The sequence below is a fragment of the Streptomyces sp. NBC_01549 genome (assembly GCF_026339955.1).
In the GTDB taxonomy this organism is placed as follows: Bacteria; Actinomycetota; Actinomycetes; order Streptomycetales; family Streptomycetaceae; genus Streptomyces.
The window spans coordinates 4512515-4532254 of the sequence record NZ_JAPEPW010000001.1 but is presented as its reverse complement, the minus strand read 5'-3'; the positions used below and the strand labels follow the sequence as shown (position 1 = coordinate 4532254).

Here is a 19740-nt window from a genome sequence, read left to right as displayed (position 1 = left end):
CTACCTCCGATCCACCCCCTGCCCCGATGGCACCGCCCGGGGCGGCCCTTCTACGGTGACGCCCATGCATCCCCGGCAACGGCCCATGAACCCTCCGCCCGCGCACCCCCGGAATGTCTGGCAGGCCCTGCCCAGGCCGGACTTCCTGCTGTCGTCGTGGCCGTGGCGTTCGGCCGGGTACCTGCTCACCGGCGTCCTGACCGGCGTCGTCGCCCTGGTGGGCATCGTGATCACGGTGGCCGCGGGCGGCATCCTCGCCCTCGTGCTCGTGGGGCTCCCGCTGCTGGTCCTCGCGGCCCTCTCCGGCATCCCGGTGACCTGGGTGGAGCGGCACAGGCTCCGCCTGATCGACCGGGACCCCGCCCCCGTCCGGCATCGGGCGCCCGAAGCGGGAGGTCTGTGGCCCTGGCTGACGACGCGGCTGAGGGAGCGGATGACATGGCGGGAGTTGGGGTACGCCCTGCTGTTCGCGGGGCTGCTGTGGCCGGTCGACGCGCTCGCGATCACCGTCGCCCTGCTCGCCCCGCTGTCCATGGCCGCGACCCCGCTGCTGATGGCCACGGCCGGCGACGGCCGGGAGACCAAGGTGCTCAAGCAGTGGACGGTCACCACCTGGCCGACGGCCTTCGGCACCGCTGTGCTGGGGCTCGTCCTCCTCGCGCTGGGCGCCTATGTCCTGGGGGTCGCGGCCGGTGCCCGGGCGGAACTGACGCGTGTGCTGATCGCGCCGCGCGAGGGCGATTGGGGGGCGAAGGTCGCGGAACTGGCACGCTCACGCGTCCGGTTGGTGGACGCCTTCGAGGCGGAGCGGCGGCGCATCGAGCGCGATCTGCACGACGGGGCCCAGCAGCGCCTGGTGGCCCTGACGATGACGCTGGGACTGGCCCGTCTGGACGCGCCGCCCGGACCACTGGCCGACCAACTCGCCACGGCCCACGAGGAGGCGGGCAGGGCACTCGCGGAGCTGCGCGAACTCATCCACGGCATCCACCCCAAGGTCCTCACGGACTACGGTCTCCAGGCCGCGGTCGCGGACGCCGCGGACCGTTCGACGGTCCCGGTCGACACCGACGGCCTTGAGCTGCCCGGACGGCTGCCCCAGGCGGTCGAGGCCGCCGCGTACTTCGTGGTCTGCGAAGCCCTCGCCAACGTCGCCAGGCACAGTGGGGCGAGCCGCGCGGTGGTGAGCGGGGAGCACCGTGACGGGCGTCTGTTCCTTCAAGTGCGCGACGACGGCCACGGGGGCGCGGACGCCGCAGCCGGCAGCGGGCTGACCGGACTCGCGGACCGGGTGTCGGTGCTCGATGGCAGACTCTCCTTGTCCAGTCCGCGGGGCGGACCGACCCTGTTGCGTGTGGAGTTTCCTTGCGAACGGACCGATCGCTCCGCGTAGTTCTGGCCGAGGACAGCGTGCTGCTGCGGGAGGGCCTCGTCGGCCTGCTCACCCGCTGCGGCCACGAGGTGGTCGCGGCCGTCGGGGACGCCCCGGCTCTGGTCGCCGCGGTCGAGGAGCACGCACCCGACATCGTCGTGACAGACGTCCGTATGCCCCCGGCGTTCCAGGACGAGGGGCTGCACGCGGCGGTGCGGCTGCGCGAGAAGCGGCCCACGCTGCCGGTCCTGGTGCTCAGCCAGTACGTGCAGCGGACGTACGCCTCGGAACTGCTGGACACCGGCGACGGATCGGGGATCGGCTATCTGTTGAAGGACCGGGTGGGGCAGGTCGAGGAGTTCATGGACGCCCTGTGCGAGGTCGCGGACGGCGGCACGGTCGTCGACCCCGAAGTCGTACGCCAACTGCTGCGCCGGCGCCGCGATCCGCTGGAGCGGCTCACCCCACGTGAACGTGAGGTCCTGGCGCTGATCGCGGAGGGCAGGTCGAACGGCGCGATCGCCCGCGAACTGGTGGTGTCCGAGGCGGCCGTGGGCAAGCACATCGGCAGCATCCTCGCCAAGTTGGACCTGCCTCCGGCCGACGCGACCCATCGCAGGGTGCTGGCGGTCCTGGCCTATCTGCGCGCGTGACGCGGGCGGAGCGCATCCTCGGAGTCCTTCCGTCGCAGCCCGGCTGCTGACACTGCGTCATCCCGAGAGAACCCGACCCCGACGTGATCCACCGTCAATCCGCCGGGTTCCGCCCCCCACTCGAGCCGCTCACCTGGCGCACGGACTTTCGGCTCAGCGGCTCGCTCCGCCGTCCAGCAACCGGGCGAGCGCGCTCACCGCCCCGTCGATCTCGCTCGCGCACCCGTGCAGCACGGCGTGGGGCCTCCCCCACGGGTCCGGGATCTCGTCCTCGGCCGGCGGGACCGGGGGGACGGCACCCCGACGGCCGGCCGTGGCCGCGACCACGAGGTCGAAACCGTCCACGGCCCGCGGGACCTGGCCATCCGGTACGCCGCCGTGCGTGGTCGCCGTACCTTCCCCGCCCGCTTCCCCTCCCCGCACCGCGTCGACTCCCCCCACAGCGAGACGTACGAACTCCTTCAGGGTGAAGCAACGCCGCAGCGCCGTCGGCGCGAGCCGTACGGCCGCCTCCCGGTGTTCGTGCGCGAGCCCGAGAACCAGCGCCGCTCCCGCGACGAGCCGCGCGGTGAGCGGGCGGGCCGCGAAGCCGGAGCCGTCACCGCCCATGTCCTCCAGCACCGCCCTGGTGGAGGCCTCCATGCCGGACCAGGGCCGCGCGTGCGTTCCGGCGCTCTCCGGCCGTACGGCCGAGCCAGGCGGAAGCCTCGCGGCCAGCAGCCGCTCGGCGAGCACCGAGCGGTGCACGTTGCCCGTGCAGACGAACAGGACCCGGGTCATTTCCCGCCCGCGAGACGTGTCGCCGCGGCGGTCTCCTTCCGGGGGTCCGACACACGAGGGGCGGGCAGCTCGCCGTACGACCCGTAGGTGCCGTAGCGATCGCCCCGGGGCACCGGAGCCATGTTGAAGACGGTGCCGAGGACGCGGACACTCACGCGGTCCAGCGATTCCGCGGCGGTGCGGACCTGTTCCCGGCTGGTCTTCGAGGCTCGGACGACGAGCAGCGCGCCCTGGGCGAAGGAGGCGAGTCCGAGGGTGTCGGCGACCGGCAGCAGCGGCGCGGTGTCGACGATCACGACCTCGTAGGTGTCCGCCAGTTCGCGCAGTACCTCTTCCATGCGCGCCGAGGCGAGCAGCTCCGTGGGGTTCGGCGGTACGGCGCCGCTGGTGAGAACCGAGAGCCGGCCGTCGGCCTGCTGCATCACGTCCTCGATGCGGGCCTGTCCGATGAGCACGGTGGTCAGACCTGCGTCCTGGACGAGACCGAAGGTCGAGGCCACGCACGGTCGGCGGAGGTCGCCGTCCACGAGGCAGGTGGAGAGACCTGCTTCGGCGAGCGAGAGGGCGAGGTTCACCGCGGTGTTGGTCTTGCCCTCACCAGGCACCGAACTTGTCACCGCGATGATCCGGGGCGGCTCGTCGACCTGCGAGAACTGCAGGTTGGTGCGCAGCTTGCGGAAGGCCTCGGCACGGGGGGAGTGCCCGTCGGCGCTGACGAGCGGTTGCCTGGGGACGTTCCTGTCGTACGGGATGGTGCCGAGACCCGGCAGCGTGGTGAACTCGCCCAGCGCCTCGCTGGTCTTGAGAGTGGTGTCGAGGGTCTCACGCAGGACGACGAGTCCGGCACCGAGCAGCAGGCCGCCGAGCACTCCTGCGGCCAGGTTCAGCAGTGGGCGGGGTGAGACCGGGCCGGCGGGGGCGACTGCTTCCTGGGTGACGCCCAGGGAGACGGGCGAGGTGCCGTCGCCCGTACGGAGGCTCTTACCTGACCGCTCCGAGCCGGGCGCGCGCTTGGGCGCCTCCAGTCGCTCGACGACCGCGCTGAACCGCTGCGCCACGGCGTTGGCGATGCGCGCCGCACGCTTGGGCTCGGTGTCCCGGACGGTGATGTCGATGAGCACGGTGTTGAGCGGGGCGACGGCGGTGATCCGCGATGCCAGTTCCTCCGGAGTGGTGCGCAGTCGCAGTTCCTTCACCACGGGCCGGGTCACCTGACGGGTGGTCACGATCGCGGCGTACGACTGAACGCGCGCCTGCGAGAAGCTCTGCCCCTGGTTCATCTGGGCGGTGTCGTCGCCGGTGCGGGTGGCGACGAAGAGCTGGGTCCTGGCCTCGTAGACGGGTGTGCTCAAGCTCGTCGCGGCGAGCGCCGCCCCGGTCGCGAGAACGAGACAGACCACGACGGTCGGCCAGCGTCTGACAAGAGCCTTCAGGAATCCGTGGAGATCCAAGCTGCACCCCTCATGGGACCGAGGGAACCACCCGAAATGGAATGTTCTGTTCCCTATGTATGCAGCCGACGATAGGGACTCGCGCGCGCCAACCCGGGGAGCCACCCGTGTGTCGGCCCGCCGAACGTGGGCCATTGGGAAGCGGGCACTCCACCATCCGGTGGCTTCTGGCCGCCGTCACGCCAGTCGATGCCTATATATCCCATTTATTCCATGTATCTAGATGTTGGTACCCAGATTTTGCTCACGGCCGACGCTGCGGCTTGGCCCGGACTGAAGTCGAGGAGAGTGAAGAAGATGACGACATCGCCCAGATGGCGGGTTGCTCTGGCATCGGCAGCATCGGCTGCCGTGCTCATCGCGGCACCGCTGGTGGGGGCGCAGACCGCCCAAGCGCAGTACCCGCCACCGCCCCCACGCCTCACCCTAAGCCGCACCACGCTGCCTGCCGGAGGTGCACTGACCTTCGTCGGCACCGGCTTCGCCGCCAGGCAGCTGGTCACCGCGTCGCTGTTCTCGAATGAAGTCGTCCTGGGCAGGTACAGGGCGACCAGGACAGGAGTCGTCACAGGCAAGGTGACCATCCCCAGGCACGCCGTGCTGGGCGGCCACACGTTCAAACTGACCGCCCGCCACCCCGACCTGACGCTTTCCGTCGGCATCAACGTGCAGGGCAGGCTCGGTCGGCCAGGCAGCCAACCTGGCGGCTCGGGGAACCCCCATCACCAGCCGCACCTGGCGGAAACAGGCAATGAAAAGGCCCTGGCGCTGGGCGGCACCGCGGCGGGGCTGGTCGCGGCGGGCGGGGGCACGATGCTGGCCGTGCGCCGTCGCCGCAGTTCATGACGGAGCAAGACACCGGCACGGCGGAACCACGGTATCCCGGCCCCGGCCGAGACGCCTTCCGCATGCGCGGGCCCGGCCGCTCCCGCGAGGGGGCACCGGGCCGCCGTCGTCTGCTCAGGAACACCCTGCTGGCCGCCGCAGCGCTTCCCCTGGCCGGCGCCGTCTGGATCGGCGTCACCGGGCTGCTCGCCCGTTCGGAGCTGATCGCGGCCGGGCGGGACCTCGACGCGCTGCGGCAGTCGGTGGCGCCCGCGCCCGGCGGCGCCTCCGGTGCCGTGCCCGCCTCCGCCCGGGAGCGGGAACGGGAGGTGCGTTCCGCCGCCGCCCACGCCGCTCGGGCGCATCGCCTCACCACCGGCCCTGCCTGGTACCCCGCGGCCGCGCTGCCCTTCCTCGGCGGCCCGCTCAGGATCGCGCGCGGGGCCGCGTACGCGGCCGACCGGCTGGCCGGCGATGTGCTGTCCCCACTGGTGCGAGCCCTGCCGACGCCCACGCCGGACAGCCGCGGTGACGGCATGTCCGAGGCCCTCATGACCTTGCAGAAGCACGCGCCGGAAGTCGTCCGGGCCGCCCGCGCCGCGGCCGAGGTGCGGGCCGATGTGCACGGGCTGCCCCGGTCCACCTGGTTGCCGGCGGCCGACCGGGCCCGGGCCGGGCTCGCGCGGCAGATCGACCGCCTCGGCCCGGTGATGACCGACGCCTCCCTGGCGGCCCGCGTCCTGCCGCCCATGCTTGGCGCCCAAGGGGAACGGCGCTATTTCCTCGCGTTCCAGAACATCGCGGAGGCGCGTGGTACCGGGGGTGTTCCGGGGGCTTTCGCCGTACTGTCGGCCGACCGGGGTCATCTGTCCTTCGAGCGGTTCGGCAACAACACCGAGATGGCCACGGCGAAGACGGACCTCGACCTGGGAGCCGACTTCGCGGCCCGCTACCAGGGCAGCGAGCCCACCCGCGTCTGGGCCAACTCCAACATGAGCCCGCACTTCCCCTACGCGGCCCGCATCTGGGCCGCGGCGTGGCGCGAACACACCGGCGAGCGCGTGGACGGTGTGTTCGCCGTCGACCCCACCACGTTGAGCCGTTTCCTGCGCGTCACCGGCCCGGCCCGCATGGCGGGCGGCACCGAGCTCACCGCCGACAACGTCGTGGACCTCACCGAACGGGCCAGCTACGCGATGTACGACGACGTCGCCCGGCGCAAGGCGTTCTTCGTCGAGGCGGCCCGCGCCGCCGCCGGACCCCTGATCACCGCGACCGGCGACATGCGCCGGCTGCCCGCCCTGCTCGTCGCCCTGAACGACGCCCAGCGGGACGGACGGCTGAAGGTGTGGAGCGCGCACGCGGCGGAGCAACGTCTCATCGAGTCGCGCCCCTACTCGGGCGCGCTCCCGGAGACTCCCGGCCCCTTCGCGGGGCTGGTGGTGAACAACGCGGCCGGCGGCAAGCTGGACTACTACCTCGACCGGAGCCTGGTCTGGGAAGCGAACGGCTGCTCCAGCGGCGACCGTCCGGTCACCGTCACCGTGACCCTGACCAACCGGGCCCCGGTCTCCGGGCTGCCCGGTTACGTCACGCTGCGGGGGGACTCCCCGCCCTACCGCACCCGGCCGGGTGACAACCGGCTCCTGGTGTCGTACTACGCGGGCGTCGGCGCCACCCTGACCGGCGCCACCCTGGACGGCCGCCTGGCGCAGCTCGCGCCCGGCGTCGAACGCGGCCATTCCGTGTACACGCTGGACCTGGAGCTGCCCGCCCGCTCCCGCCGCACGCTGGTGCTGCACCTGCTGGAGCCGCACGCGGACCGCGCCCCGGTCCTTCTGCGGCAGTCCCTGGTGACGCCCCTGCGAGCCACACTGAAACCGGGGGGTTCCTGCCGTGTCTGAGCGCTTGCGCCGTACCGGGGCAGCCGTGCTCCTGGGTGTGCTGCTGCTCGCGTCGTGCGCGACGGGAGAGCGCGCCGCGGACGATCCTGCAGGCGGGGCCGCGGAGGGGCGGCGGGTAGCCGCGCACCGGGTCGAGCACCTGCGGGTCAAGGTGCTGAAGACCTTTCCGCACGACCCGCAGGCGTTCACCGAGGGACTCGAGATGGCCGGCGACACACTCTACGAAGGCACCGGCATCTCCGGCCGGTCCTCGGTACGAGCGGGGCCTTTGGGCAAGAAGCCCACGGTCCGCACGGCCCTCCCCGCACCCTTGTTCGGCGAGGGCATCACCGTGCTCGGCCGAACCCTGTGGCAACTCACCTGGCGGAACCGGACCGCCATCGAGCGCGACGTCAAGACGCTCAAGGAGGTGCGTCGCGTCCCGTACCAGGACGACGGCTGGGGCGTGTGCTTCGATCGGGCCCGGCACCGGCTGGTGACCAGCGACGGCTCGTCACTGCTGACGTTCCGTGACCCCAGGACGCTCGCGAAGAAGGGCGAGGTCGCCGTGACCGAAGGGGGCCGGCCGGTGACGGAGCTGAACGAGCTGGAGTGCGTCGGCGCCGCCGTGTATGCGAACGTGCTCTTCACCGACCGGATCGTGCGCATCGATCCCGCCACCGGAGCGGTGACGGCGAGCATCGACGCCTCGGGCCTGCTGCGCGACGACGAACTCGTCCCGGGGTCCACGCTGAACGGTATCGCTGCGGTCCCCGGCACCCGTCAGTTCCTGATCACCGGGAAGTTCTGGCCCAGAATCTTCCGTGTCGCGCTGACCCCGGCCTGACTCCCCGGCCTGACGGACGCGCGGCCCCGCACACCTTTCCGTGCCCTCCCGACTCCCTTTTCCGTACCCTCCCGGGACCTCTCACCCCCGGCCCGGGCGTCCGCATATGCACGAGGCAAGGCGCTCTGCTCATCGGGTGAGAATTGCCCACAGCCCAGCGTCGCGCCCCACTGTTCACCGGGCAGCCCTTCACACTCGAATAGTCCTTTTTTGATGCGCTTGGAGGGCGAATGTGGCTGTTCGGGGAGACGATGCCCCACGTACCAGTGGCAAGACCTGCGCAGGCACAGGTCATCCGGGAGCAGCCGCCGACCGGCCGCCGCACCGGCAAGCCCGTCTGGTACGCCCCGGCCGCCGTCATCGGCGACGTGACCTGCGCCGCCGTGCCGGTGTATCTGGCCTTCGCGCTGGCCGGCGGCACGCATGCCGCGGCCTACGCGATGGTGGCGGCCGCGGCATGGCTTCTCGTGCGCGGCACACGGGACCGCTACAGCGGGCACCGTCTCGGTGAGCGCGACAACATCGGCTCCGTGCTGCAGGACTGGCCGGTGCTGATCGGACTGCTCGCGGTGGTGCGGGCGGCGACAGGCGAGGAGTCCCCGTTCCTCCTCGCGCTGACGGCCCTGGTGCCCTGCGCCCCGATGAGCGCCGCCGTGCAGAATCTGATCCACCGTCATCTGGTCGCGCGACGCCGCGACGGCCGGGCCGTCCGTAGGGCCCTGGTGATCGGGGAGGCGAACGCTGTCGACGGTCTGGTGAGCCACCTCGCGAAGCGGACCGACCACGAGTTCGTCGTCGTCGGGGTGTGCCCGATCGGCGACGAGGACCCGCACGCACTGGCCCCGGTCGCCACCCGTATCGGCCGGCAGGCACCGCCACGCCCTTCGGCCGACTCCGCCCCGGTGCTGGAGGCGGCCCGGCGGCTCTACGCGGACGTGGTCCTCGTCGTGCCGGGACCGTACATGCACGGAACGCGCCTGCGGCGGCTGTCGTGGGCCCTGCACGGCGAGGAGTGCCCGCTCGTGGTCGTACCGGGTCTGGCCGAGGTCGCCGGGCGTCGGGTGGGCGTCCTCTCCGTGGCCGGGCTCACCATGCTGGCCGTGGCCCCGCCCCTGCGGCGGGGGCTCGCGACGCTGTTCAAGTCGGTGACGGACCGGCTGGGCGCGGCGCTGCTGATCGCGCTGCTCGCCCCGGTGTTCGTGGCGCTGGCCCTCGCCGTACGGATGGACTCCCCGGGCCCCGCCGTGCACCGGCAGACGCGCATCGGACGCGGCGGAAAACCGTTCACCATGGCCAAGTTCCGCACCATGGTCGCCGACGCGGAGCGGCTGAGGTATCAGCTGACCGGGACCAACGAGCAGGACGGCCGCATGTTCAAGATCCGCCGTGACCCGCGGATCACCCGCGTCGGACGGGTGCTGCGCCGCTGCTCCCTGGACGAACTGCCCCAGCTGTTCAACGTGGTGCAGGGACACATGTCCCTGGTCGGTCCGCGACCGCCGCTGCCCGACGAGGCCGCCGGTTACGACGAGGTGGAGCGGCGCCGGCTGGCCGTCAAGCCGGGGCTCACCGGCCTGTGGCAGGTCAGCGGCCGCTCCGACCTCTCCTGGGACGAGACGGTCGCCCTGGACCTCAGGTACGTGGACAACTGGTCCCCGTCGGGGGACCTCGGGGTGCTGTGCCGGACGGTGGGAGCCGTCGTGGCGGGCAGGGGCGCCTACTGAGCGGCTGCCCGCCCCGCCATCACACCCGACAGCACCGACGACATCCGCTGACGTCCACGGACATCCACCAGCACCGGCGATCCTCCTGGAGGGCCCATGCCGACCGGAACCCCCACCGACCACTCACCCCGGGACCGTTTCGGCCCGGACCGCCGCGCCCCGGGCCGCCTCGGCTCGCCCAACGAGGCCACGGACGTGCTCGCCCTGACCGACCGGCTCTTCCGGTGGGCCGACGCCCGCGACTGGGCGGGCCCGGACCCGTACGACGGGCTGACCGGCCCGCTGGGACGGCTGGCCGTGCACCGTGTGCTTCGCCAGGTGCTCCTGCAGACCGTCAAACGCAGCCGGATCGACCTGCGTCCGGTCCTGGGCATTCACCCGCTGCGCACCGCGACGGCCGTCGGCACCGCGGCCGGCGCCTGCGCCAGGCTCTCGGCCTCCCCCGTGTGGCGGGAGCGCGCCCTGCGACTGGGCCGGTCGGCGGCCGCCGAGCAGCTCTCCGGGCGCCACGCCGGGCTGTGGCGCTACGAGTTCGACGTGCAGACCCGCTGGGCGTACTACCCCGCCTCCGTCCCGAACCTCGTGGCCACCACCTTCTGCGCGGACGGCTGTCTGGACACCGGGACGCTCGACGACGAGGCGGTACGGTCCCTTGCGCGCGGGCTCCTGGAACACCTGTACAACGGCGAGTTCTTCACCTACACACCGGCCAGTGACGTCCTCGTCCACAACGCCAACCTCATGGGTGCCGCGCTCGCCGCCCGCCTGGCCCGCACCGGGACGCTGCCCGCCGAACTGGCGAACCGCCTGACCGATGCCGCCCACGGTGCCGTCGAGGTGAGCCTGGACGGGCAGCGCCCCGAGGGCTCGTGGCCCTACGGACGGGACCCGCGGCTGGGCTGGGTGGACGGCTTCCACACGGGGTACGTGCTGCTGCGCCTCGAACAGGCGGGAACGCTGCTCGGCGTCGACGTCCGACGCCCCCTCGAACGGGGAGCGGCCCACTACCTGCGGCACCTGTTCGACGGCCCCCTGCCCCGCTACTTCGCGGACGGCCGGAGCAGACGGGACCCGAACAACGACGCGACAGCGGTACGGATGGCGGCGTGGGCGGCCGAACGCGGCTTCGCCGCTACCGACTTCGCGTACGCCGTGCTAGCGGCCGTGGTGGACCGCTACCCGGGCCTCAACACGGACACGCGGGCGGGCGGCTCCCATGGGAACAGGGCCCTCTGGGAATCACCCAGGTGGAGCACCGCTCCCCTTCTGGACGCGCTGACCGCTCTTCACACCGCCCTGCCAAGGCGGCCACAGCCCGCCGCCGTGGCCGTTCAGCCGACGGCGGCCGCCTCGTAGCCCGCCAGCACGTCGCCGGTCAGCTGAGCGCAGGCATCGTCCAACCGCAGAAGACACTGCGTCGTCGGCCGGGCTCACGCTGCTGGGTATCTCCCGGCCCGCGTCCGAGTGCCCGCGCACTGCTGACAGCAACACCGGCGCCTACCGGTCCTTCGTCGCGGGACCGCACCATTCCGCGGTTGTCTCGGAGGTGCTCGTCGCCGCCGACTCATCAGTCCGCCACTTCGGCCTCATGTGGACCCACAGGTGCCAGCCCGCGACGCGGCCACCGGGAAGAGCGTGGACTGGCAGCGGCGGTGCGTGCATGAAGTGCTTGTGCACCCGAACGAGAGAGAAGTCCGGGAAGTGCTGACGCGCCGTGCGCACGTCGTAGACACGTGAGTGCGGGTTGTCCGGCCCGTCGGTGTTGTGGTGGATGAACTGCCGCATCCTCAGATAGCTGCACAGCCCCGCCCGGCGCGCGTTCCTCACATGTGCACCGACGACGCCGGAGGGCTTGAACAGACCGGCGCGGGCCAGAGGGTAGATCACCGCCAGCGCGGCCCGCCGGAGCAGGCCGATGGACAGCAGATAGTTCAGCGACCATCGCGCATAGAGCATTGCCACCAGTTCGCCTCCGGGGCGGAGCACCCGGTGGATCTCTCGCTGGGCCGCCAGGATGTCTGGAACATGGTGGAGCACGCCGTGGCTGAAGACCAGATCGAAAGAATCCGCCGGGAATGGAAGATCCAGGACATTCGCGCGATGCAATCCCTCCCACGGAAGGTTGCGCTGGGTCAGCCGTGTTCTGACCCTCTCCACAGAAGTCTCGGTGAGGTCGACACCCGTCCACAGCGCACCGCGGCGAATGAGCTGTTCCGACTCCGCTCCTTGGCCGAGGCCGATTTCGAGCACCCGCCGACCGGCGACATCGAGACCATCGAGGCACCCCGGAATGTGCGGCTCCAATCGGTACTTGAATGTGTCATACCGTGTGAAAAATTCTTCGTACTCACATCGGCCACCTCTGGACGCCCCGCCCACAAGATGATCACCGCACGGATGCGCCGACCAGAATTCGGCGATTTCTTTCTCTCGCATGTCGCCCTCTCACTCCGGTGATACAGCAGACGCCGGGACACGAAACAACGGCAATGAATTCCGGCTCACGACGCCACGCCACGTCAGGATGGTCACACAGCCGACAATCTCAAGCAGGTGGACGCAAGGCAGCGCGCCCGAACGAACGGCTTCTTACACGAGCAGCTCATTCGGCGTGGCAATTCAACCGGGAAGGTGCGTCGCCCAGCATCGTAGAGGAGCTTGTGAGACTAGCGTGTCTCTCCGTGACTCGGCACGGAAGTACGACGTGGCCGGACGGATATTTGGAGATCCCGTGAGTGTTTGGAATAGCAGCGATGTGACGGCACGTGAATCCGTATCCCCCCTGGGGCCCCCCGAAGAACTCGAAAAATGTGCTGATCGATTTTTCCGTTTCCGGGACAACGGCGACTGGACCGGACCGGACCTCGCGCCCCATGTGACGGACTCGGCGCGCTCAGCGGTGTCCGTCACCTGGGGCGCAGAGGCAGGACAGCGGTCAGGCGGCTCCTGGCCGTGCGCCGCGTTCGTGAACTGCGTGTCGGCCGCTGTGACTCACGGATCTCCCGACGGGGCGAGTGGGCCACGTTACGCCGCCGTCCCGAGGTCGCCCATGTGGACATCGCCGCGACGGAGTCCGGCCCCGTTTCTCAACGCGCCGACCGGGTTGTGCGTGGCCCGGAGCAACAGGTGAACGCCCCGATGGCGGCGAGGCAGGCCCGGAAAGTCGACCTCTCGACCATCTGCACCGTCCTCTTGGCAGGAGCCGGCACGGCGACACTGGGCGCTTTCCTCCTCTCGCCGAGCGTGCCCTCGACAGCCCTTCTCTCCGTTGTGATGGTGACGGCGTTCGCCCTGGTGGCCAGCCGGTGGCCGCTCGCCGCCGGCCTTGTCTGGCTGGTTCTCTCTCCCGTCCTCTACCCCTTCGCCCGCTATCCGCAGTCGGGGGCGCTGCTGACGTTCGACCGTGCGTACCTGAGTGCCCTGGCTCTCATGCTCCTGTTGACCAGGGGAGTCGGCAGGCCGGGTGCAACCGGTGTGCGAGCCTTCGTCAAAGCGGTCACGGTGTTCGCGGTTGTCTTCCTCTTCCGTGCCCTGACCACTCACCCGGGCACCCTGGGCGCGCTGCAAATCTTCATCGACGCGATCCTGCTCCCCTGTATCGCCTTCGCAGTCTGCCGCCGTACGGCGGACAGCCCCAGGCGACTGCGGGCGTGGGCGGCGGGACTGATGGTCTGCGGCACCTGCGTGGCCCTCCTCGGCATCACGGAGCACTTCTTCGGATACGAGCTGGCGACCCTCAGCGGCGGAGTCGTGCGAACCGACACCGAGGTCGCCGGGTTCGTCCGCGTCTCCGGGCCTTACGCAAACCCGGAGGTCTATTCGCTCACCCTGGCCCTGACGCTCGCCGCGACGCTGTTCTGGTGGACGAGCGCGGGCACCGACGGCTCGCGCCGGAAGGGAGCTCCGGCCCTCGTGGGCCCGCTGCTGGCCGCCGTACAGATCACGGGCATGGCGTTCTCGCTGTTCCGGGTGGCCTGGGCCTGCGCCCTGCTGGTCGTCTTCCTCGGACTCGGCCTACGGGTCGGGAAAAGGCTGAGGCTCGCCGCCATGGCCGTCGCCGTGGCCCTGGGGGCACTGATCCTCTTCGTACCGCTGCAGGACAGCGACATGTTTCGTGCCCGCATGGGCAACACCGCCAACGTGGCCGGCAGGTTCGCGACCTATCAGGTAGGTCTGGACATCTGGCGTTCGGCCCCGATCACCGGAGTGGGGATCAACCAGTTCGTCGAGGCACAAAGAGGGGTCGGCGCCAAGGTGGTGTGGGGTGTGAGGTCGGTGCAGTCTCCTCACAGCTCGTTCGTCGGGACCCTGGCGGAACAGGGTGTACTGGGATTCACGGCCCTCCTCGCCGTATGCGGATATGGCACCAGGATGCTCCGTCGGCTCGGCCGGGCGGCACGTAAGGATGCGACGTGCCAAGTGCTGCACGCCGCCGTGGTCGCCGGGGCCCTGGCCTACCTGGCCTTCTCCGTCGAGCTGACGATGCTGCCGCTGGGGCCGAGCAATGTCGTGCTGGCGGTGCTCCTGGGACTCGCCGCGTCGGCCGTCGACACGGCCCAGCGGCGCCCAGCTCGGCAACAGGCCACGCGGGCGGGCGCGGAACGTGCGGTTCGAGCGCGGCTCGTGGAGTCGGCCTCATGACCGGCGGCGTCGGTGCCGCCGTGCGGACCCGCGCCAAGGTGAGGACCGCCTGTTCCTCCCCGACGATTCGTCAGGCCGCCGGCTTCGCCTGCTCGAGTGCGTTGCTTGGCGGACTCGGCATGCTCACATCGGCGCTGCTCGCCAGGACCCTGAGCGTCGATGCCTACACGAACTACGCCTTCGGCAAACAACTGCTGCTGTTCAGCTCGATGTTCTTCGAGTTCGGGCTGTTTCTGCCCGCGGCGCGGATGCTGGCGTGCTCGGATCGGGCGGAACGGCGTCGCATCACCGGCGCGGTCGTGACGTTCCTCGTGCCGGTGTCGGTCCTGTTCGGCTTCACCGTCTTCGCTCTGTCCTGGATCGTCGACGCCCGCTTCAACGTTCACGCGGGCCCGGCTCTGAGACTGATGGCCCTTGTCTCCGTGGGTTACCCCCTCGACTTCGTGTGCCTGCAAACAGCACAGGGGCTCGGGCGGCTCCACACCTACTCCATCGCCTCCGTACTCTCGCGGACGGGCTTCCTCTGCGTGCTCACGACCATGCCGGCGTTGGGGGTACGGCTGACGCCGTCAGGGGCTCTTCTCACGGACGCCCTGTTCCTGCTCGCCGGGTGGGCTTCGCTCCTGGCGTACCTCCGGCCCTTGTTCCGCGGCCTTCGCGAAACCATGGCGCGGATGGTCCGGGGTGCCCGTGACTTCGGCTTCTCGGCCTACATCGGTCGGGTACTGAGTATGGGTACGTACCACATGGACACACTGATGCTCGGTGCCGGCAGCGATCCGCGTTCGTTCGCCTGCTACATGTGCGCCGCGTCGCTCGCGTTCCCCATCGGGCTTCCGGGTGCGGGGCTGGCGACGGCGCTCTTCGGGCGGTTCACCCGACAACCTCGTGTGGAGCTGCACTGGGTCGCGGCGGTGACGGCGATGAGCGCCGTACCGGCCGTCGCATTGAGCGTGCTGGCCGAGCCATTGGTTCGGCTGGTCTATTCCGAGAAGTTCTTGATGGCGGCGTGCCTGGTACCGGTCCTCGCCGGGGCGCAGGTGATCGGCGCCGTGACCCGACTGTTCAACACCTTCCTGACGGCGCATGGTCTCGGATCCGGCCTGCGCACCGCGGCGATCACCCTGACGGTGTCCAACCTCGTCCTCAATCTCCTGCTGATTCCGGCATTCGGAGCCGCGGGAGCGGCGTGGGCGAGCCTTCTGGCCCTTGCCGTCAACCTGCTCGTCCACCTCATCGGATACCGGCGTGCCGTGAACGCAGCAGAGATCGTCCTCCCAGTCGGCAAGGCAGGCGCGGGGACGAACCCCGGAAACCGTCCGGCGACAGGTCAGGGCGCGGCCGCTCGGTAGCCCTGGAGGGCCTCCTCGACCCCCCCGTCACCGTCGACGTTCCGTTCCCACCACATCGCCGCGCAGAACAGGCCGAAAACGGCGAGTCCGCGCTCGCGTTCCCCCGACACGTGCTCGGATACGAAGCGGTCGGCGGTCCGCCGGTCGAGGAGCTCGTCGAAGATGCCTGCCTGCCGCACCCGCGACCAGAGGTGCCGCCCGTGCTGCCTCAGCAGGGAGCGGACCGGGGCTCCGAAACCCGTCTTCGAACGCCGCGTGACGAAGTCGGGAACCCCCGCGGCCGACGCGGCGGCTCGAAACCGTGCCTTGCCGTTCCCGGGTCGGAGCTGATCCTCTGCCCGCACGGCGAGCGCCGAGGCGATGACCGGTTCGCCGAGGAACGGCACCCGCAGCTCCACGCTGGCCCGCATGGACGCACGGTCCGCGTACAGAAGGTTGAGGCCCGGCAGGAACAGCCGCCGGTCACACTCCGCGACCGCGGTCAGTGGGCTCGCTCCCGCCGCCAGCAGAGGGTCCACGATGTCACGATGGGCTGCCGTGACCTCGTCCAGTTCGACCTTCAAAGACAGTTGTGCCCATTCCTCGGGGCTGAAGTAGGCCTGGCTCCCCCACGCCCAGTCGCGAGGACCGAGGACGCACATGCGGCCGAGCTTGTCCACGCGTTCGCGGAATCTCCCAGGGACCGGACCCGCCGACGCCCGCCCGAGAAGGAGCCGACCGGACGCCGGAATCCGCTGCAGCATCCGCACCGCCTGATACCGCTCGTATCCCAGGAAGATCTCTTCCACTCCGACCCCGGAAAGCAGCACCGTCGCTTCGTCGCGGGCGGCCCGCGCCAGGCGCATGAGCGCGATGGCCGCCGGGTCGCCGAAGGGTAGTTCCATCACCCTTACCATCTCGGGGATCTGTCGCAGTACGTCGACATCGAGATCCACCCAGTGCGGCGGTACGCCGAGGCGACGGGCCACCCTCTCGGCGTACGGGGCGTCACCCTCGAAGGGCTCCGCCGAGCCTTCCCGCGGCAACGCGTCACGCGCCGAGAAGACGGGGCCCGAGAATCCCGCCCGGCGCAGTTCCACGCCCAGCCACGTGCTGTCGACTCCCCCGCTCAGCAGGAGCCCCACCGGGACATCCGCCCTGACCTGACGTCGCACCGACTCGCGCACCGCCTCACCGATGTCCTGCGCCGGCGCGGTGTCTTCCGCCTGCCAGACCAGCCGAGGGCGTGCGTACCTGGGTGGCCGCAGGCAGTGCACGGAGCCGATCGGTGCCGCACGCACGCCGAGCCAGCCCGTGCGAGGGGGAGGCGTCCACAGGAACATCGCCCCCTGCGCGACGGCCACGGGATCGACATGGTCGGCGAGGCCGATCGCGCGTAGCGGAGCGACCTCACTCGCCAGGGCGACGACGCCGCCCGACGTGTCCGAGGCGACGTAGAGAGGCTTGATTCCGAACCGGTCGCGCCCATATCGCACCTGTCCGTCGGGCAGGACCTGAACGAAAGCGAACATTCCGTCGACCTGACCGAGCAGACCTGCGGCATCGGGCTGGAGCAGCAGTTCATAGAGGACTTCGGTATCCCCTTCGGTGGTGAACCGGACGCCCCGGGACCGTAGCGTGCTCCGCATCTGGGGAACGTTGTAGATCTCCCCGTTGTACACGAGGAACCCTCGCTCGGCGTCGCCGAAGGGCTGGTCGCTGCGGGGGCCGACGTCGACGATCGCGAGTCGGCGGAAGTGCAGTGACGCGTGCCAGTCCGGGCCGTGGAGGTCCTGATGCCCGGATGAGTCCGGGCCGCGGTGCTCGATCGTCGTGCAGGGGTCGCACCCGGCCGCACCTCGGTTGAGAACCACCACGAAGCCGCACATCAGGCCTCCGTCTTCGCGCTCGGCGCCGGAACCACTGGCAGGACGGCCGTTCCTCGGGGACTCATGCGCCGGAGCCTCCCGTCGTACCCACGGCATCCGGACGTGTGATGCCGGTTTGCTCCGGAACCCCGCCCTCGGACCTCCCGGCTCCACCGGCGCGGGGTGTGCGCCCGAGGGCCTCCGCGAGCGCCGGGGTGGTGGGCGCGACCTCGACCTGGCCGCCTCCCGCGAGGGCGGTGGCCGCCCGGCATGCGACGAGCGAGCTCCACAACGCCAGCCGGAAGTCCGCCTCAGCGACCTTCTGGCCCCGCAGCAGCCGCGTCAGGGCCCGCATCTCCTCGGCATGTCCCTTCGAGGCTCCCCGATAGACCGACTCCGACTTCTTCCCGCGCTTCCACAGCGTCAAGGAGGCGAAGTCCTCGATCCTGGCGGCGACACCGTCGCCGGCCACCTCGATGAACTCCTTGGGGGCCCCGGGCGGCGTGGTGCCGCCATACACGATGGAAGCGGTCGAGGAGTCCGCGTAGACGACCTGCACAGTCACGCTCTGGGCCGACACCGGGTCCCTGCTGTCCACGCCCGTGGTGGTTACGCTCACCGGCCTGCTTTGGACGAGGAAGTTCGCCGTGTCGATGAAATGGCAGACCTCGCCGAGCAGCCGGCCGCCCTGCCGCTGATCGAAGTACCAGTGATCCTCGGGCAGCCGGCCGGCGAAGACCCGATAGGCGACTTGGAGCGGCGCCCCTTCGGGCAGGGCGGCACGCAAGTCCCGGACGGCCGGCGCGAACCGCCGGTTGAAGCCGGCGAGCGCCGGGACGCCGGACCCGGACCAGGCGGCCGCCACCGCCTCCAGCTCCTGCTCCGAGAGACCCACGGGCTTCTCGCAGTACAACGCGATGCCGCGACGCAGAACTTCTGCCGCATAGCGTCCATGGCTGTCATGACGGGACAGCACCATGACGCAGTCGGCCTCGCCCGACGCGAGTCCGTGCTCGGCGCTCTCTGCGACGCTGCTGAACCCCCACCGCCTGCTCTGCTGGACGGCCGTGAGACCTCGCGCGCTCGCCACCCATGAGAACCTGACATTCCCGTCCCGGCGCAGATGCGGGAACAGCATCTTGGTGGCGAAGTTCCCGGCCCCGATGGCGGCGATCCTCGCTTCCCCGGCAGGTGGTGACCACGTGGCGGGCCTGCCCTGGTACCGCGGGGGCTCGGTCCCCTCGGCGGTACCGGGATAGCGCAACAGCAGTGCGGCGCGCCGTCGTGGCCGTTCCGTGTTCAGGACGCGGTACGCCTCGGCGGCGTCCTCGACGGCGAAGACCCGGGGGTCGAGGCTCTCCAGGTCCAGCCTCGGCACGAGCCTGAGGACTTCGGCCAGGTTGCGGCGTTCGGTCCACGGCACGTAACCCTCGGGGTACTCGTCGCCTGCCTCCTCGAAGCGGGGGTCGTACCGTCCCGGTCCGTACGAGCGGGAGTAACGGACCGACAGTTCCTTGTGGTAGTACGACGACCGGGGCGGGGACACCTTGACGTCTCCCACGATGACGACGGTGGCCCGGTCACGCGCCAGAGTCCCGGCCAGCTCGACCGGGTCGGTGCTCGAGGTCGCCGCGGTCACCAGCACCGCGTCGGCCCGCGCCCCGCCCCAATGACGCGCGACGGTCCCCGCCAGGTCCTCCGTCTGACGGGGGTGGGCGACGAATCCGCCGGTCCGGGCCGCGTCGATGGCCGCGGGATCCTGGTCGACGCCGACCGTGTCGTACCCGTAGGCCCGCAGGATCCGCAGGGTGAGCTGTCCCACCAGCCCGAGGCCGATCACCACGACACGGGATCCCGGAACCGCCTCGGCCTGATGGATTCCCTGGAGTGCGATGGCACCCACGGTGGCGAAGGCGGCCCAGCGGTCCTCCACGCCTTCCGGTACGGGCACGACGAGGTTACGGGGCACGGCCACGATCTCCGCGTGGGAGGCGTAACCGGCTCCGCCCGCGGCCACACGCATGCCGGGGGCGATGTCGTCGACTCCCTCCCCGACCGCGATCACCTCACCGGCGCAGGAGTATCCGAGCGTCATGGGCCGGTCGAGCCGGTCCTGGACCATCCGATATGTCTCGACGACGCCCAGTTGCCGCGCCGTGTTGAGAACCTGCCGGACCTGGTCGGGACGCTGGCGCGCCTTTCCCATGAGGCTGCTGGCGCCCGTCTCGAGGGTCGCCCGCTCGGTGCCGGCGCTGATCAGCGAGTAGGTGTTGCGGATCAGCACGGCGCCACACTGCACCACCGGGGGCGGGATCTCCGCCACGCTGATCGAACCGTCTCGGGCCGACAGCAGTACTGCCTTCAC

General features: G+C 70.7%; 14 protein-coding genes. 9 read left to right on the top strand and 5 right to left on the bottom strand.

Features of this window, described 5'->3' with window-relative positions; all coding sequences use genetic code 11:
• The first annotated feature begins 85 nt into the window (after window positions 1–85).
• Entirely contained in the window at window positions 86–1393 is a 1308-nt protein-coding gene (locus tag OG819_RS20155) for a sensor histidine kinase (protein WP_266652776.1), read from the top strand.
• Entirely contained in the window at window positions 1366–2025 is a 660-nt protein-coding gene (locus OG819_RS20150; RefSeq protein WP_266624784.1) for a response regulator transcription factor, read from the top strand. The genes OG819_RS20155 and OG819_RS20150 overlap by 28 nt, the downstream gene beginning before the upstream one ends.
• 153 nt (window positions 2026–2178) lie before the next feature.
• On the opposite strand, the gene OG819_RS20145 is transcribed toward OG819_RS20150, so the two are convergent.
• Together OG819_RS20145 and OG819_RS20140 are read right to left on the bottom strand one after the other, a co-directional pair.
• On the bottom strand, window positions 2179–2805 hold the full coding sequence (locus OG819_RS20145) for a low molecular weight phosphatase family protein (protein ID WP_266624785.1): 627 nt from the start codon (window positions 2803–2805) through the stop codon (window positions 2179–2181).
• Window positions 2802–4256 carry a polysaccharide biosynthesis tyrosine autokinase gene (locus tag OG819_RS20140; RefSeq protein ID WP_266650747.1) on the bottom strand — a complete coding sequence of 485 codons (1455 nt, stop codon included), beginning with the start codon at window positions 4254–4256 and terminating at the stop codon, window positions 2802–2804. Before OG819_RS20140 ends, OG819_RS20145 begins: the two co-directional genes overlap by 4 nt.
• A gap of 213 nt (window positions 4257–4469) precedes the next feature.
• On the opposite strand from OG819_RS20140, the gene OG819_RS20135 reads away from it, so the two are divergent.
• The 5 genes from OG819_RS20135 (at window position 4470) to OG819_RS20115 (ending at window position 10891) form a co-directional block, all read left to right on the top strand.
• Complete coding sequence (locus OG819_RS20135; protein ID WP_266650746.1) at window positions 4470–5102, top strand: hypothetical protein; 633 nt, start codon at window positions 4470–4472, stop codon at window positions 5100–5102.
• Window positions 5099–6985, top strand: coding sequence for a DUF4012 domain-containing protein (locus OG819_RS20130; protein WP_266650745.1), 1887 nt, complete (start codon window positions 5099–5101; stop codon window positions 6983–6985). The genes OG819_RS20135 and OG819_RS20130 overlap by 4 nt, the downstream gene beginning before the upstream one ends.
• Window positions 6978–7811 (top strand): glutaminyl-peptide cyclotransferase, encoded by an 834-nt coding sequence (locus OG819_RS20125; protein WP_266650744.1) that lies wholly within the window; start codon window positions 6978–6980, stop codon window positions 7809–7811. Before OG819_RS20130 ends, OG819_RS20125 begins: the two co-directional genes overlap by 8 nt.
• Window positions 7812–8062: 251 nt before the next feature.
• Window positions 8063–9535, top strand: a complete 1473-nt coding sequence (locus tag OG819_RS20120; protein WP_266650743.1) for a sugar transferase — start codon at window positions 8063–8065, stop codon at window positions 9533–9535.
• A gap of 96 nt (window positions 9536–9631) precedes the next feature.
• Window positions 9632–10891 (top strand): hypothetical protein, encoded by a 1260-nt coding sequence (locus OG819_RS20115; protein ID WP_266650742.1) that lies wholly within the window; start codon window positions 9632–9634, stop codon window positions 10889–10891.
• 141 nt (window positions 10892–11032) lie between these two features.
• Here OG819_RS20115 and OG819_RS20110 read toward each other — a convergent pair whose 3' ends face one another.
• Entirely contained in the window at window positions 11033–11971 is a 939-nt protein-coding gene (locus OG819_RS20110) for a class I SAM-dependent methyltransferase (protein WP_266413859.1), read from the bottom strand.
• A gap of 516 nt (window positions 11972–12487) precedes the next feature.
• On the opposite strand from OG819_RS20110, the gene OG819_RS20105 reads away from it, so the two are divergent.
• Window positions 12488–14176 (top strand): O-antigen ligase family protein, encoded by a 1689-nt coding sequence (locus tag OG819_RS20105; RefSeq protein ID WP_266650741.1) that lies wholly within the window; start codon window positions 12488–12490, stop codon window positions 14174–14176.
• Window positions 14173–15528, top strand: coding sequence for a polysaccharide biosynthesis C-terminal domain-containing protein (locus OG819_RS20100; RefSeq protein ID WP_266650740.1), 1356 nt, complete (start codon window positions 14173–14175; stop codon window positions 15526–15528). Before OG819_RS20105 ends, OG819_RS20100 begins: the two co-directional genes overlap by 4 nt.
• Here OG819_RS20100 and asnB read toward each other — a convergent pair.
• Complete coding sequence (gene asnB, locus OG819_RS20095; protein ID WP_266650739.1) at window positions 15507–17396, bottom strand: asparagine synthase (glutamine-hydrolyzing); 1890 nt, start codon at window positions 17394–17396, stop codon at window positions 15507–15509. The two genes, OG819_RS20100 and asnB, sit on opposite strands and share 22 nt — an antisense overlap.
• 61 nt (window positions 17397–17457) lie before the next feature.
• The gene (locus OG819_RS20090) at window positions 17458–19740 is read right to left on the bottom strand and encodes a bi-domain-containing oxidoreductase (protein ID WP_266650738.1); all 2283 of its coding nucleotides are present in this window, start codon (window positions 19738–19740) and stop codon (window positions 17458–17460) included.

Excerpts from the sequence above, each read along its gene's own strand:
- OG819_RS20155 (WP_266652776.1), top strand. The coding sequence starts at position 86 with ATGAACCCTCCGCCCGCGCACCCCCGGAATGTCTGGCAGGCCCTGCCC.
- OG819_RS20145 (WP_266624785.1), bottom strand. The coding sequence starts at position 2,805 with ATGACCCGGGTCCTGTTCGTCTGCACGGGCAACGTGCACCGCTCGGTG.
- OG819_RS20135 (WP_266650746.1), top strand. The coding sequence starts at position 4,470 with ATGTATCTAGATGTTGGTACCCAGATTTTGCTCACGGCCGACGCTGCG.
- OG819_RS20130 (WP_266650745.1), top strand. The coding sequence starts at position 5,099 with ATGACGGAGCAAGACACCGGCACGGCGGAACCACGGTATCCCGGCCCC.
- OG819_RS20120 (WP_266650743.1), top strand. The coding sequence starts at position 8,063 with ATGCCCCACGTACCAGTGGCAAGACCTGCGCAGGCACAGGTCATCCGG.
- OG819_RS20115 (WP_266650742.1), top strand. The coding sequence starts at position 9,632 with ATGCCGACCGGAACCCCCACCGACCACTCACCCCGGGACCGTTTCGGC.
- OG819_RS20110 (WP_266413859.1), bottom strand. The coding sequence starts at position 11,971 with ATGCGAGAGAAAGAAATCGCCGAATTCTGGTCGGCGCATCCGTGCGGT.
- OG819_RS20100 (WP_266650740.1), top strand. The coding sequence starts at position 14,173 with ATGACCGGCGGCGTCGGTGCCGCCGTGCGGACCCGCGCCAAGGTGAGG.
- asnB (WP_266650739.1), bottom strand. The coding sequence starts at position 17,396 with ATGTGCGGCTTCGTGGTGGTTCTCAACCGAGGTGCGGCCGGGTGCGAC.